At 44.8% G+C, this 21,158-nt stretch carries 14 protein-coding genes; 5 read left to right on the top strand and 9 right to left on the bottom strand.

What is annotated here, in order from left to right; genetic code table 11:
• Positions 1-3: 3 nt before the first annotated feature.
• The 5 genes from ICL55_RS10840 to ybeY form a co-directional block, all read right to left on the bottom strand.
• Positions 4-417 carry a hypothetical protein gene (locus ICL55_RS10840; RefSeq protein ID WP_188096916.1) on the bottom strand — a complete coding sequence of 138 codons (414 nt, stop codon included), beginning with the start codon at positions 415-417 and terminating at the stop codon, positions 4-6.
• A gap of 117 nt (positions 418-534) precedes the next feature.
• On the bottom strand, positions 535-1,779 hold the full coding sequence (locus ICL55_RS10845) for a hypothetical protein (RefSeq protein WP_188096918.1): 1,245 nt from the start codon (positions 1,777-1,779) through the stop codon (positions 535-537).
• Positions 1,772-2,362, bottom strand: coding sequence for an RNA polymerase sigma factor (locus tag ICL55_RS10850; protein WP_343067768.1), 591 nt, complete (start codon positions 2,360-2,362; stop codon positions 1,772-1,774). The genes ICL55_RS10845 and ICL55_RS10850 overlap by 8 nt, the downstream gene beginning before the upstream one ends.
• A gap of 568 nt (positions 2,363-2,930) precedes the next feature.
• Entirely contained in the window at positions 2,931-4,799 is a 1,869-nt protein-coding gene (gene mnmG / locus ICL55_RS10855) for a tRNA uridine-5-carboxymethylaminomethyl(34) synthesis enzyme MnmG (RefSeq protein WP_188096920.1), read from the bottom strand.
• Between the two features lie 3,337 nt (positions 4,800-8,136).
• Entirely contained in the window at positions 8,137-8,640 is a 504-nt protein-coding gene (ybeY, locus tag ICL55_RS10860) for an rRNA maturation RNase YbeY (protein WP_246496215.1), read from the bottom strand.
• Between the two features lie 88 nt (positions 8,641-8,728).
• On the opposite strand from ybeY, the gene ICL55_RS10865 reads away from it, so the two are divergent.
• Complete coding sequence (locus tag ICL55_RS10865; RefSeq protein ID WP_078669684.1) at positions 8,729-8,965, top strand: FeoA family protein; 237 nt, start codon at positions 8,729-8,731, stop codon at positions 8,963-8,965.
• 1,988 nt (positions 8,966-10,953) lie between these two features.
• Here the strand turns inward: ICL55_RS10865 and nadA are convergent.
• Positions 10,954-11,910 (bottom strand): quinolinate synthase NadA, encoded by a 957-nt coding sequence (gene nadA, locus ICL55_RS10870; RefSeq protein ID WP_246496216.1) that lies wholly within the window; start codon positions 11,908-11,910, stop codon positions 10,954-10,956.
• A gap of 817 nt (positions 11,911-12,727) precedes the next feature.
• On the opposite strand from nadA, the gene ICL55_RS10875 reads away from it, so the two are divergent.
• The gene (locus tag ICL55_RS10875; RefSeq protein WP_188096924.1) at positions 12,728-14,821 is read left to right on the top strand and encodes a peptidylprolyl isomerase; all 2,094 of its coding nucleotides are present in this window, start codon (positions 12,728-12,730) and stop codon (positions 14,819-14,821) included.
• Positions 14,822-14,927: 106 nt separating this feature from the next.
• Positions 14,928-15,434, top strand: a complete 507-nt coding sequence (locus ICL55_RS10880; protein ID WP_188096926.1) for a DUF2480 family protein — start codon at positions 14,928-14,930, stop codon at positions 15,432-15,434.
• Here the strand turns inward: ICL55_RS10880 and corA are convergent.
• Complete coding sequence (gene corA, locus ICL55_RS10885) at positions 15,431-16,540, bottom strand: magnesium/cobalt transporter CorA (RefSeq protein WP_343067769.1); 1,110 nt, start codon at positions 16,538-16,540, stop codon at positions 15,431-15,433. The genes ICL55_RS10880 and corA overlap by 4 nt on opposite strands.
• A 191-nt stretch (positions 16,541-16,731) precedes the next feature.
• Positions 16,732-17,991 carry a DUF3472 domain-containing protein gene (locus tag ICL55_RS10890; protein WP_188096931.1) on the bottom strand — a complete coding sequence of 420 codons (1,260 nt, stop codon included), beginning with the start codon at positions 17,989-17,991 and terminating at the stop codon, positions 16,732-16,734.
• Positions 17,992-18,278: 287 nt separating this feature from the next.
• Between ICL55_RS10890 and ICL55_RS10895 the strand changes: the two genes are divergently transcribed.
• The gene (locus ICL55_RS10895; RefSeq protein WP_188096933.1) at positions 18,279-18,833 is read left to right on the top strand and encodes a type 1 glutamine amidotransferase domain-containing protein; all 555 of its coding nucleotides are present in this window, start codon (positions 18,279-18,281) and stop codon (positions 18,831-18,833) included.
• A 54-nt stretch (positions 18,834-18,887) separates the two neighbouring features.
• On the opposite strand, the gene ICL55_RS10900 is transcribed toward ICL55_RS10895, so the two are convergent.
• On the bottom strand, positions 18,888-19,265 hold the full coding sequence (locus ICL55_RS10900) for a septal ring lytic transglycosylase RlpA family protein (RefSeq protein WP_188096935.1): 378 nt from the start codon (positions 19,263-19,265) through the stop codon (positions 18,888-18,890).
• A gap of 143 nt (positions 19,266-19,408) precedes the next feature.
• Between ICL55_RS10900 and ICL55_RS10905 the strand changes: the two genes are divergently transcribed.
• Positions 19,409-21,145 (top strand): thiamine pyrophosphate-dependent enzyme, encoded by a 1,737-nt coding sequence (locus ICL55_RS10905; protein WP_188096936.1) that lies wholly within the window; start codon positions 19,409-19,411, stop codon positions 21,143-21,145.
• Positions 21,146-21,158: the final 13 nt, after the last annotated feature.

Genomic DNA, 21,158 nt, shown 5'->3' on the forward strand with positions numbered 1-21,158 from the left:
CGCTTAGTATTTGTCGTCCTCATCCTCTTCTTCCAGGAATTCCCCGTTGTCTTCTTCCAGATCGCGGTGACGGTCGCCGCCGAGGCTGTACAGGTTGTTTTCTTCATCCTCTTCGCCGATGGCTTCTTCCTCGTCATCCAGCTCTGCTCCGGGTACATCCAGGTCGTCGCCGGTTTTATCCTGACGCCATGTTTCTTCCTGTTCATCACTGCGTTTCGGACTTTTACGCTTTTCCTCGGGCAACTCACTATTATGCCGGAAAGAGCGTGTCAGATCATCCATATTCAGGTCCACTTCATTGCCGCGGTTTTCGCGGTTCATGATATCCTCACTGGCAGGATATTCCGGATACCCCGGAAATTCCTGGTCTTCCTCCCCTGTTTTCTTCTTCTTTTTATCATCTTGTTTGTTTGCCATAAAAAGATTTTTTGGTACGATAACATGCAGAAAATGACGTGCCATCTACCATGATAACAAATGGAAGAAACTGATTGTTTTAGGCTGCTATAGCGGGCTGGAGTTGTTTTACCGCGATCAGGGCTTTTTGCCGGTGAAGGTCAGGTGAATCGTCATACCGGCGGAATACAACTTCACCTGTCCATATCCCACCCCATTCAGCGGAATTTTGACATAGGGCTGTACCCCCAGCAACAGGCCACGGCTGACGGGTCGTTGATAGAGAATACCAGCATTGATAATGGAGAGATAAAGCTGATTTTCGTTCTTTACGGTCCTTTCTTTAGCCGGACCATATTCATACAGGTACTCGTATTTTTCTTTCAGCATAAAGTAGTTGGAAAACCCAAGCGTAGCACTGATTTTATTCTTTTTTACCGACAGGAAAGTGTAGTTCATATTAATCGGCACATCCAATACGTCACAATCGGCATTCACCTTTTCCAGCGTGCCCCAGGGCGTATTGGCGGCGCCTGTACGATAGTCTTCAGGGGTAGCCCCGTATACCTTTTTACTGTACACGACCCCGGTGTTAGCGAAGAGGTTTTTGTTAAAGTAATAGTGCACCAGCACCCCTGCATTAAAGCCGATGTTGCCGTATTTAAAGGAAGGCGCCACTGTCAGGTCTGGTCCCACTACCAGACCGATATACCAGTTTTTGGTCTTCCGTTTTACCATTGTCCGGGTGCTGTCTTTATAAGCCACTGACACTGTTTTGTAATCATCTTTTATAACAGTAGTGTCCGTTTTCGTATAGTCGTTATTGTTATCCTTATCTAACTTCGTGTATCCGTTATAGTTAGTATCTTTTTTCTCTCCCGTCATCATGGCTGATGGGAGTGTGGTGGCCATTGAAGACGTACCGGTATCCGGTAATGCCGAATGTTGTTGCGTTCCGCTGAAACCAGCTATGGTATTTGGCTGAGTAATATCTTTAGTATCTTTTTTAACATCGTCTTTGTGTTGAATAACAGGATGTTTCATCATTACTTCCGCCGGCTGTTGAGGGGCAGATGTCTGGCTGTTATTCTTTTCTTTTTTCGGGAGATGATCAACGCTTTTTCCAACGGGATTTTTGCCGGGGAGAGGGTCCACGCGGGTGATGGGTTGGGGTTGTCCCGGCCTGTCTGTATCCTGCATAAACCACCATACGCCCAGTGTCAGCAACAATACGGCAGCTGCTGCCCACCACCAGATGAATACAGGTTTGCGGTCCCTGTCTCCATCGAGCAGCGCTTCCATTTTTTCCCAGGCTTGCGGGTCAAACGGATGGTCAGCTTCATTTAGCTTGTTGCGGATACTATTTTCAAAATCTTCACTCATTTTTATGCACAACAAAGTTAACGGTGGTATTGGCGGTAGTGCCTTTACCAGCGGCAGTAATAATTTTTTCCTGTAGTATTTTTTTGGCTTTGAATAAATTGGATTTAGAAGTGCCTTGCGAAATCCCCAGTAGCAAAGCAATTTCATGATGTTGATAACCTTCCATGACATAGAGATTAAATACAGTCCGATAGGCGGGCGACAGGGATTGCACATGCATCAGCAATTCATCGTACGACAGTTTTTCCACTACATTATCCTCCTTTCCCAACTCATGATAGTGTTCTGCCTGATCTGTAAATACCAGTTTCTTTTTACTACGTAAAAAGTCAATGGCGGTGTTAACCATGATTTTACTCAACCACGCTTTAAAAGGGCGTGCATTATCAAAAGTGGAGATCCGCTGAAAAATTTTCAGAAACCCATCATTCATGATTTCAATCGCCTCTTCCCGGTTGGGAGCATAACGCATACAAATACTCAAAGCGTACCCAAAAAATTTACGGTACAGCAATTCCTGACTGCTACGATTTTTATCACAGCAACCCGATATGATTGTATGAATTTGGTTCAGGTCTTCCACAAATGATCGTTACCTGTTCTTTAGCTAAAAAACCTCACTTTGGTCGTTCCATGATTTTTTAAGGGGTGTTCCGTAAAAAATTACTGGTTGACGTCCCTATGCATACGAAACAGCGATAAAATTGGTTGCTTTTGATGAAAAAAAAGCTGAATCCTTTTATTGTGCTTTTTTAAGCCCATTTTCAGGCCTATCTCTTTTTTGAATAACTGGTATTGACCGTTGGGCGTTTTGCCAAATTTACCCTGTTTCTGAAGGTCAATTTTTCGGATTTTTCTCAAAAAAAGTCATTTTTCAGGGCAAAATCCGTCGGGATGATTCCGCTATTTTAAAATGACCTTTTTTAAGCAATGTTGACATCCGATGTTTTTAAAAAGAATATTTCGAAGGGAAAAATATTTTGCTGATTTTCTTTGAGGGAGAAATTTGTTACAAAGATACAACTTCGCTCTTCTTTCAAATTTTCTATCGATACTCCTTTTCCTTTTTTGGTAAGCGTCACATTTTCACAAAATGAAAAAGGGAGTATCGTTCAGACACTCCCTTGCAATATTTTAATATCCGGGTACTATTACCTTCCCATGTAAACCATCAGGATTTGTACATCGCTTGGATTAACGCCGCTAATCCTACTTGCTTGTCCTAAAGTATGTGGACGGATTTTAGTGAACTTTTGTTTCGCCTCAGTGGAGAGAGACACCAGTTTACTGTAATCAAAATTCTCCGGAATGATCAGGTCTTCGAGTTGGCTCATTTTTTTCACCAGTTCATTTTCCTTCTCAATATATACGTCGTATTTGATCTGGATTTCTGCCTGTTCCAGTACTTCTCTTCCGAAGCCGGCCAGGACCTGTTCTATTTTCGGAACGGATGTTTTCATGGAGAAAATATCCAGGTTAGGACGAAGCAGTATCTGGTGTGCCCGTTGTTTTTGTGTAAGGCCGGCAGACGATTTCGATTCCAGCAGTGCGCTGATCTCTTCCGGTTCAATAGAAAGTTCTTTCAGGATAGTTTTAACCTGTTCTACCTGTTCTCTCTTTTGCTGCACTTTAGCCATTCTGTCATCCTTCGCGAGGCCCAGTTTATAGCTTCTTTCTGTGAGGCGCAGATCGGCATTGTCCTGACGGAGCAGGGTCCGGAATTCTGCCCGGGAGGTAAACATCCGGTATGGTTCTTCCGTTCCTTTGTTGATCAGATCGTCTATCAGTACCCCGATGTAAGCTTCGCTTCTTTTCAGGATGAAAGGATCTTGTTCGGTCGCTTTCAGGTGCGCGTTGATACCGGCCATCAAACCCTGGCAGGCTGCTTCCTCATATCCGGTGGTACCGTTGATCTGACCAGCGAAGAAAAGATTTTGCACCTGTTTTGTTTCCAGAGAAAACTGCAGTTGTGTTGGTGGGAAGAAGTCATATTCAATGGCATATCCCGGACGGAACATGCGGCAATTTTCGAAGCCGGGTACCAGGCGCAGTGCTTTCATTTGCACATCTTCCGGCAGGGAGGTAGAGAACCCGTTCACATATATTTCTACGGTGTCCCACCCTTCCGGTTCCACGAACAGCTGATGTCTTTCTCTTTCCGCAAAGCGATTGATTTTATCTTCGATGCTGGGACAATAGCGGGGGCCGGTACCCTGAATACGTCCCTGGAACATGGGAGATCTGTCGAAGCCGGTGCGCAGCATTTCATGTACCGCATCGCTGGTATAAGTAATCCAGCAACTTCTCTGTTTTGCTGGTTGTATTTTTTCAATGTCCAGATAGGAGAAACCTACAATTTCTTCGTCGCCCAGTTGTTCTTCCATTTTGGAATAATCCAGGCTTCTGCCATCGATACGGGGAGGCGTTCCTGTTTTCAGGCGGTCGCTTTCAAAGCCGAGCGATACCAGTTGTTCCGTGATGCCGGTGGCTGCTTTTTCAGCAACGCGGCCGCCGCCAAACTGTTTATCGCCGATATGGATAACGCCGTTGAGGAAGGTACCGTTTGTCAGTACTACCGCTTTAGCTTTGATCTCATGTCCCAGTCCGGTTACCACACCATAGCAACGGCCGTCTTTTACGAGCAGGCCTTTTACCATATCCTGGTAGAAATCCACATTAGGAGTTTTCTCCAGTGCTTCCCGCCATTTTGCCGCGAAAAGCATGCGGTCGCTCTGAGCACGGGGGCTCCACATGGCCGGGCCTTTAGAGCGGTTGAGCATCCTGAACTGGATCAGGGATTGGTCCGTTACAATGCCGGAATACCCACCGAGTGCATCTATCTCTCTTACAATCTGTCCTTTGGCAATTCCCCCCATAGCAGGGTTGCAACTCATCTGTGCGATGGTTTGCATATTCATGGTCACCAATAAAACTTTGGAGCCCATATTGGCAGCAGCAGCGGCAGCTTCACACCCCGCATGGCCGGCGCCTACCACAATGATATCGTATGATGGAAACATAATAAATTAAAGAAAGTGCAAAATTACGGAGAAGAAGGCACATTGCAGAGATAAAGTCCGATGTTCCACGTGGAACATTGGGAGTGATTACGCTCCATTGACAAACCATCATCATCTATTCCGGAATCCCCGATATTGACGTCAGGTCCTCCCCTGTTAATACACCGGTGTACCAGAAGTAATGCCGGTACTCCCCGGAAGATTCGTAAAAAGATGGGACCGTAACAGCCCTCTAAAGTCTTTGAAGAAAACGATAGTGTAGGAAAATTAAGGTTTGAGCATGTAAAGAGTCAGGCCGCTCTGGTTCATTTTAGAGAATAACCAGGCAAGTAAACAGAAAGTTCTGATCTCCATAACAGAAGAAAAGGAACAAGGAACCGCCAGACAAGTAGGCGTTGAAAGGGTCAAAATGCTTTCGTCCTCGTTAATATTTTCAGCCACTTAAATCCAGTCCATCTCTCGGAACAAAAGATGCCTGGTCCGGAATAAATCAGTCATTGCTTTAACAGGTAGATTCCGTTTTGAGGCAGGCATTAGAACAGGCACAAAAGGGAACATTCGGGATACTTCGAAAAGAAAAGTGTTCGAGGGTTATGGATCCTGGGTAATTTTAACCATTCCAGGTGGATTGACATCCAAAGGAATGGATTCCATTTTTCCGGCGCAACCGGAGACACCGAAGGAACACTTTAGGGAGATGAGCAGGGCTTCGTAATTTTCAAATACTCCGGGCGGCGGAGTAAGACAAAAAAGATTGGATTCCATCTCCCGGTACAATCGGATCACATCGGAAACAAACGCTTTCGGAAGGTGAGGCCGGCGATTTTTAAATATTCCCGGTAGCGGAGCCTCGTAAAAAGAAGTGACACAAAAGGGATAGATTCTATTTTCCCGGCACACGGAGAGGTCATCGGAAAGGAACGCTTTATGGCAATGAGGTGGGCTTCTTAATTTTCAAATATTCCGGGCGGCGGAGTAAGACAAAAAAGATTGGATTCCATCTCCCGGTACAATCGGATCATATCGGAAACAAACGCTTTCGGAAGGTGAGGCCGGCAATTTTTAAATATTCCCGGTAGCGGAGCCTCGTAAAAAGAAGTGACACAAAAGGGATAGATTCTATTTTCCCGGCACACGGAGAGGTCATCGGAAAGGAACGCTTTATGGCAATGAGGTGGGCTTCTTAATTTTCAAATATTCCGGGCGGCGGAGTAAGACAAAAAAGATTGGATTCCATCTCCCGGTACAATCGGATCACATCGGAAACAAACGCTTTCGGAAGGTGAGGCCGGCAATTTTTAAATATTCCCGATGGCGGAGCCTCGTAAAAAGAAGTGGCACAAAAGGAATAGGTTCCATTTCCCGGCACAATCGGAGGTCATCGGAAAGGAACGCTTTATAGCAACGAGGTGGGCGTCGTAATTTCCAAATGTTCCGGGTAATGGAGTAAGGTAAAAAAGAATTGGATTCCATTTCCCCGGCACAACCCGGGAACATAAAATGAAAATACCGGCGGAATGTCGATAAACGAAACCTTTCCATAAGAAATGCTGATTCACACAAGCAAAAAATCTTTTCCTCATGAATTCAGTATTGAGGGGGCACAGTTAAAGAAAGAAACGGTGACGAAAACAATCACACCACTTTTGGAAGGAACAAATCAAATCCATAATAGAAGAAAGGCCTTCCCTTAAAAAAGTCCCGAAAGTAAATGCTCAGGAGCGTCAGCATCGAAAGTCGGAAAAATCGGCTCCTCCCTTTCTCCCGGTTGAATATTTATGAATAATCCAACCATTAAAATCGTGGGCCATAAAGTTCCATGTTAGCAAAAAAGCAAGCATTACTTCTGCAGACGAAATTCCGTTCCATTTTCCGGTGAACAAGCCCATCTCCTGCCCATCGAAAAACGGGGTGCTGGTTCCCACTTCCCTCCTTTCATCGCGGACTAACATCGGGAAATGTTTAGACCGTCAGGAATAACCTGAAAGCACCAGAGAACGAGAATTTTAAACACGGAACGGACCTGCTGATATGAAATTCCATCGAGGCAAATTTCTATCCTTCCCTTCCTTCCCGACGAATAATAGCTTTTCTGCAAGCGCCTTCTCTCAAAGGGCAATAGCAGCCTCATTTAGGCTTAAACGAGATCTTGACACCCAAAGACACCTCAAGCCGGTTTAAAAGGCCCCAAACAGCCTATAATGGCCTTTATTTAGGCCTATTCCGGCGTAGGACCATCACAGTTCTGATCAGTATTAAAATTTTAAAAAGGCGGCATGCGGCGACCTTTCTCTGTAGCGAAGAATGTATCCTCTGATTTACGACACTTACCGTTTCTCGGAGACAAGGATATTACGGTCTCTATATGTTCTGTGCCTCTTAGTCATCACGATTATGTTTCGTTTTCAAAAAACACGTTTTAGGGTAAATGGATTGGGGTTTACTTCCTGTGTTTGCTTCTTTTCCCAGGCTCAAAAAAAACAGGGATAACCTCCTCGTTCAAAAGAATGTTTAAGTTGATTCAGTGAATGCTCCCTCAAATTCGTTGGATCAGGTTCAGCAGATGTTTTGTCGGGCAAGGTCTGGTTCAACCTCTGAGAAAACTGTTTTACGTCAGAACCCGGATACTGTCTTTTTCAAAATGAATATCCTCACCTCTCCTTTCAATAAAAGGAAAATATTCTCGCTCCGATAATTGATACCCTTCTCAGGAGGCGCTCGATGATGTCGGCCAACCAGCACAGCAAAAAATGGCTAGAACGCAGAAATAGTTCCCCGGATACCTATTCAGTCCGGGAGGATCCATAAGCCCATTCCTTTCAAGCACAAAATAAACCAAGATGCTGTGTTTGCTTCGACCGGTTCAACTTAGATGGTTAGCCCACAGGGATAAGAACATCTCCGTTACAGGAGCATCATTGTTCTCAAAATCCCAGGAAGGGTATGCTGTTCGGTTGCGGCAGGAAAGAAAGCTGAGGACGGTTGTAGTATCAGAACGCCAAAAGAGGTTTTATAAGGCTCCCATACAATAACGGCTCTATATACCAGCAAGGAACGCCAAAGGTACCTCTACCAGGCCAACCACGCATCCAGGTAGGCGGCTACCCGTAAGTATCCCATCGTTATTGAACAGAGTCTCTAAAAAGCGTATAGGGCATCTGGTCCCCAAAGGTGTCAAGTGAAATAAGATCGAATAATTCCCGCTGGTTATGATTCCTAACCGGGGCATACAGTGAAGCTAAGGATAACAAATCAGTTAAAGATAATCCGAATGTTTCACGTGGAACATTCCTTTAAGTTCCGACTTAAACAAAATGTTCCACGTGAAACATTTCATTTATTCTAAAGACCCAAAATATTTAATGAGATATTCATCTTCCTTTTCACGCATGAGCGCACTCTCTGTTTTACTTTTATCTCTGAATCCACACAAATGTAAAGCTCCATGAAAAATCACCCTATGCAATTCCTGATTTACAGAAACCTGAAATTTCTGTGCATTTTCCTTTACCCTGTCTACGCTGATATAAATTTCACCTTCTGTAATCTCAGGATCTTCCCCCATTTCAAAAGTAACAATGTCGGTATAAGTGTCGTGCTTTAAAAACTGTTTGTTGATTTCAAGTAAATAAGCGTCTGAACAAAAAACGTAGTGCAGATCTTTTAATCCCTGCCCCTCACCGGCAAATAGATCCTTCAAAAAGGTTTTTAATTTTCTTTTCTCCTTCAGGTCCACTTTAACCTCGTGCGCTGTAAACTGAATTGCCATTGATGTATTGAATTGTAAAGTGGTGTAAAAGTAAAGTGAAATTTTGGATTGGATAGCGGATTCTTTTTGCATATTCGGTGCCCAGGGGTACCTTTGCCCTGTCATTCATTGTGGAATATCCCCGTTGCCAAACTTAGTTTAAACAGATTAATACGTAGGTATGAAAAAAGGCATTATGAAATTATCTTCCCTGGCAACAGGTAAAAGCGCAGTAATAATAGAATTTGAGAAAGACGATCTACATATTAAGTTGATGGAGATGGGCTGCGTACCAGGTGAAACCGTTAAAATTGAAAAAATTGCTCCCCTCGGTGATCCCATTTCAATTATGGTAGCAGGCTATAACCTGTCGCTCAGAAAAACGGAAGCTGATCATATTTGGGTAGAGGAAATATAATTTCCTCTACTTCCCCTTCTATCCCCCAAATTTTCTCTACTCTCTCTTCCTCCTACGGATACAAAAAAAATTTTTAGAAAATCACCTTCTCATGTAAAAAACTCATTTGGGTTTATGATTTCCTGCGAAAATTGAAAATCCCTGTGTAAGTATCCAGAAAATCACCTTCTTTTCCACAGATTTGGTTTTAAAAAAGAAAATTTTTCCAAAAAGCTGCTATTATTAACATTTTTATCCCCTTTTTCGGCAAAGTATTCCCAGGAAATACCATTTTCCACAGATTTATCCTCCAGAAACAAAAAAAAATTTTTAGAAATCGGGGACTTTTCCACAAAGCGGCGCTGAAAAAATGATTTTCAGGGAAAAATTCCAGGTTTCCCACACTTCTGAAAAATAAAAACAGAAAAAATTCATTTTTAGGAAAAAGTTTGAATTTTTCCACATACTAAATCAGAAAAAGCGAAAATTTCAGCCGAAAATCCGCTCTTCCCCACAAAAACCGTTGATAAGGCTCCTTTTTTAACTGAAAAACAAAAAAAATTTTCAGAAAACAAGTCTCTTATCCACATTAATCTCCTTTTCTCCCTTAAAAAATTTTTAAAATCTCATTTTTCCACATTTTTACCGCTGTTTTTAAAGAAAACAGAAAAATTTTTCAAATTTCAGCTCATTTAGGGCTCCAGCATGTACACATCGAAATGATAAACCTTTTTGCGAGTAGCCGGAGAATTGTTTTTTGACCAAATTCCCGACATAACCCCGAAAAAAAAATTTTCATCGCTTTCTCACGCCATACGCAAGCCTTTCAGAATTATCCACCTTATCATCTGATCACCTCCCCAAAAAATATCGAATTCTCAGCGCTCTTCCAATCCACTGAGAATTGAATAGTTTATGCTAAGCCAACTTCCCATCGAAAACAAAAAAATATTTAATTCTCAGCGCACTCCTCAGGCGTTGAGAATGGCGCCTCCATCAGCATTTCCTCCCTCCATTCATTTTCATAAAAAATACGTGATTCTCACGGCTTAGGTTACACGCTGAGAATCCCATGTAAACACCTCCATCCTCTATCACCCATTCATCACCTAAATATTAAATTCTCAGCGCCTTGCCAGCGCCCTGAGAATTCAACCAATTTTCGCTATCTACTTAAAGCTATGCGACTTAAAAAATATGCGATTCTCAGCGCACTCTTAATCGTCTGAGAATCGCACGCATTTTTTATCTCCGGGGTTACCCCAATACCCGGCTCATTCTCAGCGGATAGGTAATGCGCTGACGTTTTAACAAAAATGAAAACCCCGGGGTAACCCTTGATATTCAACAAATATTCGATTCTCAGAGCACTCATAAAAACGGCTTGTGTGTATGCTCATAGTGCCAGCTAAGCCTGAAAAAATGATTTTCATATGTGGGTATGCACTGCTATTATGGGGTTTCTATTGCGTTCTAATGCAGAAAATGCAGATATGCCCAAAAAATAAAGGCGCTGAGAATTGCATGAAAAAACGAATCACGGGGTTTTACCGTCATTAAATTTTTCATGCAATTCTCAGCGCCTTTAAAAAATAACTCGCCAGGCCTTTGATAAGAGAAAATTACGGGGTCGGTCAGTACAACAATTCAAATAAAAGACTCTCAGGATACTTATAAGGCTTTGAGAATCTCATAAAAAAAAATTCTTCGGGATTACCCAAGGCGTCAAAAAAAATTAAAACCTCAGCGCTTTCAAAATGAAAATTTAACCGGTTATCCACATCAATGCAAGAGAAACTAAGAGGTGAGACGTTAATAATCGGGGAAATGGTGTGAACAACAATAAATATCGTATTCTCAAAGCCTTCATAACCCTCTGAGAATTAAACGATTCTGCTTAAAACAGGAAAGCCCCGGGGTTATGTAAACCTCGGGGCTTTAGTATGATTCAATCTAATTGCTTAATTAAAAAATTAAATTTGAATTTTATTGAAAATCAGCAAGTTAAATTAAAGTCCAGCACGTGCACTAATTTCCAGCATGCGCTCTATTGGCTTTTTAGCGGCGATTCTCAGACTTTCTTCCATGGTGATTTCCGGCTGTTCGTATTCCATGCACAGATACAGCTTTTCGAGTGTATTCAATTTCATGTGTGGACAGTCGTTACAAGCACATGCATTATTGGGTGGTGCGGGAATAAAAGTTTTACCAGGATTTTCTTTTTGCATCTGGTGCAGGATACCGGTTTCAGTTACAACGATATATTCCTGCGCATCATCTTTTTTGCTATAGTTCAACAATCCGGTAGTGGAACCAATGTAATCAGCCACCGCCAGTACAGCTGGTTCACATTCCGGGTGCGCGATAATTTTCGCTTTAGGGTGTTGTGTTTTCAGTTTGGTGATTTTTTCCAGCGAAAAAATTTCGTGCACCATGCAGGCTCCGTTCCACAGCACCATGTCGCGACCCGTTTTCTTGATCAGGTAGGAACCCAGGTTACGGTCAGGTGCAAAAATGATCGGTTGATCTTTTGGAACGCTTTCGATAATTTTTTCCGCATTGGAAGAAGTACAGATAATATCGCTGAGTGCCTTGATACCTGCCGAGCAGTTGATGTAGGAGATCACGATATGATCGGGGTACTTGTCGCGGAATTTTTTGAACAGTTCCGGAGGGGCACTGTCGGCCAGGGAACATCCTGCTTTCAGATCCGGTAGCAGTACTTTTTTCTGAGGGCTCAGAATTTTTGCCGTTTCCGCCATAAAGTGCACACCGGCAAAAACGATGATGTCTGCATCTGTTTTGGCGGCCTGTTGGCTGAGGCCCAAACTGTCTCCGATATAATCGGCCACGTCCTGAATATCTGGTTCCTGGTAATAGTGCGCCAGTACGATCGCATTTTTTTCCTTTTTCAGATTTTCGATCGCTGCAAACAAATCCAGGGCAGGGTCAACTGGTATATCCAAAAATCCGTTATGCTGCAAATTTTTTTTCGCGACAGCGATTTCAGTAATCATAACTATATACTTATTTATTTATTTAAAAAGAAAAGCCCACTACTATTAGGGCTGTGAATATGTGGAAATTAATTTTCCAGCTCCTGTACAAATGTAGTTGTTATTCCTTTTTTATACGCTTTCCACATCTAATTAACACCCTCTTTCCGCGTCATTGCTGGATTTTACCTATTTCATCCACATAGGTGGATATCGTTGTTGGTGAAAATCTTTTTCGACCTGAGGGTATTGGAAAAATGTTAAAAGAACGCTTTTACTATCCACAATTCACATCCTCCTTTTCTGAGGTAAACTTTTGGGAGAAAAACAAAATTAGTTTTACCGCAGTATAAAGGCACCTTTTCCCACCTTATTTTCAGTTTTACAGGTGGTTTTACACAGCAATTGTGGAAAAAAACCGAGCGGACGACAAAAACCGCCGAAAAGTGTGTGTATTGAAAATAACCCTGTTTTATTCACATTTTCCTGTGGATTGTGAAAAGTGGCTTTTTCACATTTGTGTATAAACGCCCGGACGGTTAGCTGGCATTGTTTTACGAAAATAGCAGTTCCTGCGGGCATTTTGAAACACTAAAGCATTGAAAAAAAGCACATTGAAAAAAGGGGATATCTGTGGAAAACCTGTGAATGATAACCAGTCCACAAAAGTGTTAGAATGGCCTCAAATCCTTTGCTGTATTGGGTTTGAATGGAAAAAATACTCTTTTGCAGTTACAGTTTATTTATTCTATTTTTGCTTTCCTTAAAAATGTAGACTATATAATATATGTCAGTAATTCAGAAAATCAGGGACAAATACGCCGTCGTGATCGTAGTAGTGATTTGCCTGGCTATTGTTAGTTTCCTGTTGCAGGATGCCTTTTTTGGCAAAAGTTCTCTCGCCCGCCGTTCTACTACTGTGGGTAAAGTAAACGGTGAAGAGCTGGATCTCGGAGAATACCAGCGCCGTATTCAGGATGCCGAAGCAGGCGCACGCCAGCAGATGCCCAATGGTAATATTGATGAACAGACCCGTCAATATATCCGTGAGCAGGTTTGGAACCAGTTTCTGAATGAACAGATTATGCAGGCCCAATATGCGAAACTGGGTATTGCGGTGACTGAAGCGGAAGTGGTTGACCAGATTAAAGGTAAAAACCCGAATCCGATCGTTGTGCAGCAATTTACCCGCGACGGCCAGTTTGACCGTGTGGCATTGCAGCAGACTATTGCCCAGGCTCCCCAGAACCCGCAAATCCGCGCGGCCCTGGCTCAGCTGGAAACCTACATCGCCAAATCTCAGGAACAGCTGAAATATATCACCCTGATCAAACAAGGAGTATATTATCCTAAATGGATGGCTGCCCAACAGCAGGAAGATAACAGCAAAACAGCTACTATCTCTTATGTAAGCGTGCCTTATGCTTCTATCGCTGACTCCACTATTAAAGTAACTGATGCTGAACTGAACCGGTTCATTCAGGACCATAAACAACTCTTTAAAGTAGAAGAATCCCGCAAAGTGGAATATGTATCTTTCGATGCTGTTCCTTCTGCCCAGGACTCCGCTGCTGCTATCCAACAGATTCTCGCCCTGAAAGCAGAACTGGATACCACTCACGACGTTGCCGGTTTCATCAACCGTAACTCTGAGATCAAATACTATGATGGCTACGTTTCTAAAAATGCAGCACAGGTTCCTCAGAAAGATTCTATCGTAAATCTTCCTGTAGGTTCAGTATTTGGACCTTACTTCGATAACAACCTGATCGTGTTCGCCAAAATGGTAGACCGCAAAAACATGCCTGATAGCGTGAAAGTGCGTCACATTCTGATCGCTTCCGGTCCTCAGGGCGGCTTGCCGGATTCTATCGCTAAAAAACGTGCTGACAGCATCGAAGTAGCGGTGAAAGGTGGTGCCGACTTCAAAGCGCTGGTGACCCAGTATTCTGACGATCCGGGCAGCAAACAAAATGGTGGTGAGTATGACATTACGCCTGCTACTCAGTTTGTACCTGAATTTAAAGATTTCGCATTTGAAGGTTCTAAAGGTCAGATCAAAGTGGTAAAAACCCAGTTTGGTTACCACGTGATTGAAATCATGGACCAGAAAAATGTTGGCCCGGCCATTAAAGTGGCTTACCTCGGTAAATCTGTTGATGCCAGCAAAGAAACCAACAACAACGCTTACGGCGCCGCCAGCGATTTCGCAGGTAAAAGCCGTACCGCTGCTAATTTCGAGAAGAACGTTCAACAAGGTAAACTGAATAAAAGAATTGCTGACAACCTCCGCCCGATGGATTTCGTGATCCCCGGTATCGGACAGTCCCGCGAACTGGTTCGTTGGGCTTACGAAGCGAAGAAAGGCGATGTGAGCACTGTGTTTACTTTTGATGATAAATATGTGGTAGCTGTACTGACCAGTGTTCGTGCAGAAGGTACTGCTCCGCTGGATGATGTAAGACCTCAGGTAGAAGCTGAAGTGAAAAAACACAAGAAAGCTGAACAGATCATCGCTAAACTGCAAACTCCGGCCAGCCTGGATGCAGCAGCTAAATCTACCAACCAGCCGGTGCTGAAAGCGGAAGGTGTAAGCTTCGCTTCTCCGTTCATCGCTTCCCTCGGCTTCGAGCCTCGCGTTGCCGGTGCTTCTTTCAACAAAGGCTGGGGTACTGCCAAAGTATCTGCTCCTATTGAAGGTAACGCTGCAGTATACGTGATCAAAGCTGACAGCTACGAGCCTGTTGCTCAACCAGCACAGGACCTGGCTACTCAGCAGGCCGCTTACGAACAAGGAATCAAATCCCTGCTCGATCAGCAGCTGTTTGAAGTACTGAAGAAGAAAAGCGACATCAAAGATACCCGCGGTAAATTCTTCTAGTAGACAGCATACATTTTTAACTGACATAAGGAAAAGGGAGGCAGCAATGCCTCCCTTTTTACATGCCTATATCTTCGTAAATTTGTTTGGTTAAAAACAGACAGATATGGATGAAATCGTTAATAAAGTAGCACAGAGTGGCTTGGAAACCATTGACCTGGAACAATTCTACCCCAAAGGGGAGACTGTCATTTTTGATATGAAGGATTATCTTTTTATGGGAATGATCCTGAAAGAGAAAGACTTTCGTACCGCTATGCAGTCGCACGACTGGGAACAATACCGTGGAAAAAATGTGGGTTTGGTATGCACCGCCGATGCGGTGGTACCCTTGTGGGCCTATATGCTGGTAATGACAAATCTGGAACCGATAGCGGCTTATGCTGCTTTCGGAGATGCGGAATTTATATATAAAACACTGTACCTGAAGAACTTATCAACTATTGATGTGGCTGCTTTCGAAGATAAACGCATCGTGATCAAAGGCTGTGGCGACAAACGGGTGGGTGAAGTGGCTTATGCAGAAGTAACCCGACTGCTGCGTCCGGTAGCTAAAAGTATTATGTACGGCGAACCTTGCTCTTCTGTGCCGGTTTACAAGAAGAAAGCCTAAAACCAGCCGCGCTTCCTGAAAATCAGGATCATCAGCACGAGGAGCAGTCCCATGCCTCCCAGCGTGTAGAAGTAGCCATTGTGGCTTTCCAGCTCCGGCATGTTGTGGAAATTCATACCATAAATACCGGCGATCAGTGTTAATGGAGTCAATAAAGTGGTTACTACCGCCAGTACTTTCATGATCTCATTCATTTTGAGATTGAGCTGGGTATGATACATCTCCTGTACGTTGAGGATCATGTCGCGGTAGTTATCTGCCAGATCATTACACTGAATGATGTGGTCATACACGTCTTTGTAATATTTAGTGACATTGTCTTCCAGCAGGTCACTTTCGCTTTTGAGGAAGCCGTTCACCAGTTCACGAACGGGCGCTATTCCCCTTTTGAAGAGAAATACCTGGCGGCGGAGGAAGTTAATCCGCGCGAGTGTCCGGGTGTTGGGGTCATGTTGTACCACATCTTCCATGAGCTCTATTCTTTCGCCCAGTTTATCCAGCACCGTAAAGTAGCTGTCTACAATCACGTCCAGCAGTGAATAACAGAGGAAATCCATGGTACCGTTGCGAATCCGCGAGCCGGGAATTTTCAGTTTCTCCCGTACCGGATCAAATACATCTCTGGTCGGATCTTCCTGAAAAGAGATCACGAAGTTTTTACCCATGACGATACTCACCTGTTCCTGGTCGATGGTAGATGCTTCACTATTGAAGTACATCATAGGCAGGATGCAGAACAGCCGTTCGCCGATATCATCCATTTTGGCTCGTTGTCCTATGCTGAGCACGTCTTCTTCTATCAATGGGTGGATCATGTAATGCTGACAAATGGCATGTACATCATCTTTCCGGATGCCATCCACATTGATCCAGGTAAAAGTAGGTTTATCCCGATAAGCAAACACCTGTTCCAGCGACACCAGTGTTTCCTCCGTACAGGCGTTACCGCTATAGTCGAACACAGTGATCTTGCTGGTTTCGGCCGGCTTACGCGAAGCTACGCTTGTAGCCGGATTGAAGTTCATGATGCGCTGCCGCTTTACTTTGAAAGGGTTGAGTTCATCCAACACGTCCAGCACACCGGGAATAGGCAGTCTCTTTTTCACTGATTTAAGCATAAATACGGTATCTGCAAAAGATCATTTTTCCAACCGAATTTAAATCAAAATCCGGTAAGGAGTGGGGAAAGTAAATTCGTCCCTTAAGTCCTATAGGGTATATAGGAAATAAGCAGACAAAAAAGGCCGCAAATTTTTGCGGCCTTTTGAAAAATAACGATGGCGGATATACGGGAATGCTAAAAACGCGGCAGCGTTATTTCCGGGTGTTTACCGGTGGCGGCGCGTTCAAAGAAATCGCCGTATTTGGCGTTGGCGGGTTTGAAGCCGCTGGTCCACAGATAGAACCAACCATTTTCGGAGCCACCGCCGAAATCCAGCCGGTCTTTGGCTTTAGCAGTGGCATCATTGGTAAATTTCGCTTTGGTGAGCTCTATCCATTCACCGGTATCCGTTTTTACCCAGTGATTGCCGTAGTAACCTTTTCTGCCGAGGTGACCGTTTTCAAAGGAGAAATTTTCGAGGAAGGAGTACAGATGCCCCATGTACTTACCGTCTTTCGGAGCGCGGAAACTGGCGATCAGCTTCCACTCCTGGTGTTCCGGCACATAGAAGTAGGCAGTGTAGGTGGTCGTATTGCCAACGGGAACGCTGTGCATTAAAAAACGATAGGTTTCGCCGGCCTTCCAATTGTATTCCCAGTGGCTATGGCCGCCGGTACCCTCTCCGCCAAAACCGCTGGCATACACGCTGTCGCCTTTTGCGAGCATGACTACCTGGTCTTCATATTTTACATTGTCACGTTTGTCGGGCTCACTGCCAGCATCCCATACGGAGAAAATAATTCTTCTTTCCACCGCAGAATTGACCTGCATACCGAAATAACCACGATGAAAACCACAGGACATAAAATAGGTGCCGATCTTGTCCTCTCCTGCCGGCACTTTTATTTCACCGTAAAACCACTCTACATTTTTTCCTTCGGGAACAGGATAGTTAAGATGCACGGAAGCAGAACGTCTCCATGATTTGGGATTGAACTGGATATCCTTGGTGGCAGCGCCTTCCAGGCTGATTCCTTTCACATCAGCGTAGATCTTACCGGATTTTTCCAGCCCTTTCAGGGTGATATTGTAGAAGCCGGGTTGTTTGATATTGGTTTCCAGTGCGGGAATGGTCACAAAATCATTGTTATTAGGTATGCTAACTATTTTAGAGATACCGTTTACCGTTATCTGTACTTTGCTGCCTGCATCGGAGCGTGCCTGCAAAGCGACTTTCAGTTTTCCGGTGGTGGCGGCATGAAAATAGAAATTGACGGTATTTTCATTGCCGGTCCAGTTTGTCACACCTTTGTTTTCATTGATATCCACATTTTTCTCCTCCGGATCTGCGTAGGCAGTGAACCCGGGAAGCATCACGGGGGATGATTGCGCTGAAATCTGTTGTGTAGCCAGCAGGCCGGTGAACAGAGCGCAGAAAAGCATCATTTTTTTCATTGTTCAGGAATTAGTGTCAACAAATAAAACAGTCGGATTCGCCAAATGCAACAGCTGACATCAAAATATTACACTGGAATGAGATTCCTTTCTTTCTACGGTATGGGAAAAAATATATACAACGGGTATACGACCACGGGCGCGGGAAGCAGGCCACTGGCAAGGTGTATTGGCAAGGGAACCTTTTTTGTGCTGTTGGCAGGAGGAACAACATCAGGAATTTAGCTGTGCCTGTCAGGCGCAGCGTGTAGAATCATCCGGTTTTATTCACGAAAAAATTATGATTTATGGGAACTCAATTGCAGGACAAAAAAGTGGCGATACTGGTGGCCAACGGATTTGAAGAAGTGGAGCTGACAGCGCCGCTGAAAGCGTTAAAAGACGCCGGAGCAAAGGTGGATATCATTTCTCCCGAAAAAGAAAAAGTAAGGGCGTGGGCAGAAAAGGAATGGGGGAAAGATTACCCGGTAGATAAGAACCTGGCTGATGCCAACGCGCAGGACTATGACGCACTGGTATTGCCCGGTGGCGTATTAAATCCTGACCAGCTGCGTATCAATCAGCAGGCGGTTACTTTTGTCGGTGGTTTCTTTGAAGATGGGAAGCCTATTGCAGCGATTTGCCACGGTCCGTGGACGCTGATAGAAACAGGAGAACTGAATGGTCGCAGGGTCACGTCCTATCCTTCCCTGAAAACAGATCTGGAAAATGCCGGTGCTATCTGGACGGATGAGGAAGTGGTCACAGATCACGGGTTGGTGACCAGCAGGACACCCAAAGATCTGCCTGCATTTTGCAAAAAGATGGTAGAAGAAATTGCAGAGGGTGAGCATGTTGTTTAACAACAACTGTGTTTGGCGTTTGTGGAAGGAGAAATGCGGTGCGTTTCTCCTTCCCTATTTTTTAGGCTTTTTATATTTGATTTCCACATTGGCCACGCCGGTATTGAGCATGCCCAGTTTGGATGCTGCTTTTTTAGACAGATCGATGATCCTGCCGGGAGCAAATGGACCTCTGTCGTTGATACGCACTTTCACGGAGCGGCCGTTGGCGATATTGACAACTTTTACGCGGGTGCCAAAGGGAAGGGATTTATGGGCTGCCGTCAGGTGTCGCTGGCGGAATGTTTCGCCGCTGGCAGTGCGTTTTCCATCAAAGGAGTCGGCATAATAAGAAGCTTTCCCGTTCTGGGTAACCTTACGGCTACACGCAGTTGTACTGATCATCAGTGTAGCACAGGCGAGCAACAGGCACGGATGTAATGATAGTCTCATAAATAGGCCGCGGTTTAGTCGTATAAATATAATGATATTTTCTGATGGGTGACAGGCCCGTTTATTGAAGCATGTTGGCTTAAACAAAGTATCAATGCTGTTGTTTTTTTAAAACACATCCTGAAAAAAATAAAAACATATTTATGGGAAAATCAGTTGCCGACCAATTAGTGGAGATGCTGGCGGATGCCGGTATTCAGCGTATATATGCTGTTACGGGAGATAGTTTAAACCACATTAACGATGCTGTGCGCAGAGATGGCCGTATCCAGTGGATACATGTACGGCATGAAGAAGTGGGCGCTTATGCGGCGGGAGCGGAAGCACAGCTCAACGGGCTTGCCTGTTGCGCCGGCAGCAGCGGACCGGGACATGTACACCTGATTAACGGATTGTACGATGCACATCGGTCGGGCGCTCCGGTGATAGCCATCGCTTCTACTTGCGCCACCAATGAATTTGGCAGTGATTATTTCCAGGAAACCAATACGATCAAATTATTCGCGGATTGCAGTCATTATAATCAGGTGGCCAATACGCCGGCGCAGGCCCCGCGTATGTTGCAGGCAGCCCTGCAGCATGCCGTGCACAAAAAAGGCGTGGCGGTGCTGGGGTTACCGGGAGATGTTGCATCGGCTGATGCGGAAAGTATCACTACCGCACTGAAAGTGTACCGACCAGCCGCGGTATTGCGACCGGCAGAAACAGCACTCCAACAGCTGGCGGCTTTACTGCAATCGGCCGAAAAGGTGGCGATCTACTGCGGACTGGGCGCCACTGCGGCCCATGATGAAGTAGTGACACTGGCTACGCTGCTAAAGGCGCCGGTGGGGTATTCTTTCCGCGCAAAAATGGGCATAGAATACGATAACCCTCATGAAGTGGGGATGACAGGGCTGCTGGGGTTGGCATCGGCCTATAAAAGCATGCATGAAGCAGATGTGGTGCTCCTGCTGGGAACAGACTTTCCGTATACGCCGTTTATACCGGAAAATGCGAAGATCGTGCAGATCGACAATCAGCCTGAAAGACTGGGCCGTCGCGCCGCCCTGGAAATGGGGCTTTGCGGCGATATCGGTCCTACCCTGCAGGCTTTACTACCCATGATACTTGATAAAAAAGACAGGAAGTTTCTGGACACCATGCTGGAGTTCCACGAAGAGGTGAAGCGGAAACTGAATACCTATGTGGAAGACCGGGGTAAAGAAGAGGCGATCAGTCCGGAGTATGTAGCAACCGTTATCAGCCAGCTGGCCGCACGGGATGCTATTTTCACGGTAGATACCGGCATGACCAACGTATGGACGGCGCGGTATATAGAGGCAACCGGTAAGCGCACTTTGTTGGGATCATTCAACCATGGTTCCATGGCCAATGCTATGCCGCAGGCCATCGGCGCCGCTTTGTGCCAGCCGGGACGGGAGGTGTATGCTCTTTGTGGCGATGGAGGGCTTACCATGTTGCTGGGCGATCTGATGACCATCCGGCAATATAATCTTCCTGTAAAAGTGATTGTGTTTAATAACAGGGCGTTGGGCATGGTGAAACTGGAAATGGAGGTCGCCGGTCTGCCGGACTGGCAAACCGATATGGTTAATCCGGACTTTGCGGGAGTGGCCACAGCCATGGGCTTTACTGCCTTTACCATCCGTACACCGGAGGAAGTAGAGCCGGTACTCACCAAGGTACGGGATGCTTCGGGACCTGTGCTGGTAAATATTTTCACCAACCCTTCTTCGCTGGCCATGCCGCCCAGGATAGAATTCGAACAGATGAAAGGATATGCTTTGTGGATGGGGAAACTGATACTGGGAGGACGGTTTGATGATGTGCTGGAGGCCGTGAAATCAAACTACAAGCATATCAAAGACGTATTATAAATGACGAATTACC

Origin of the sequence: Chitinophaga varians (assembly GCF_014529945.1) — a bacterium.
Taxonomy (GTDB): Bacteria; Bacteroidota; Bacteroidia; order Chitinophagales; family Chitinophagaceae; genus Chitinophaga; species Chitinophaga varians.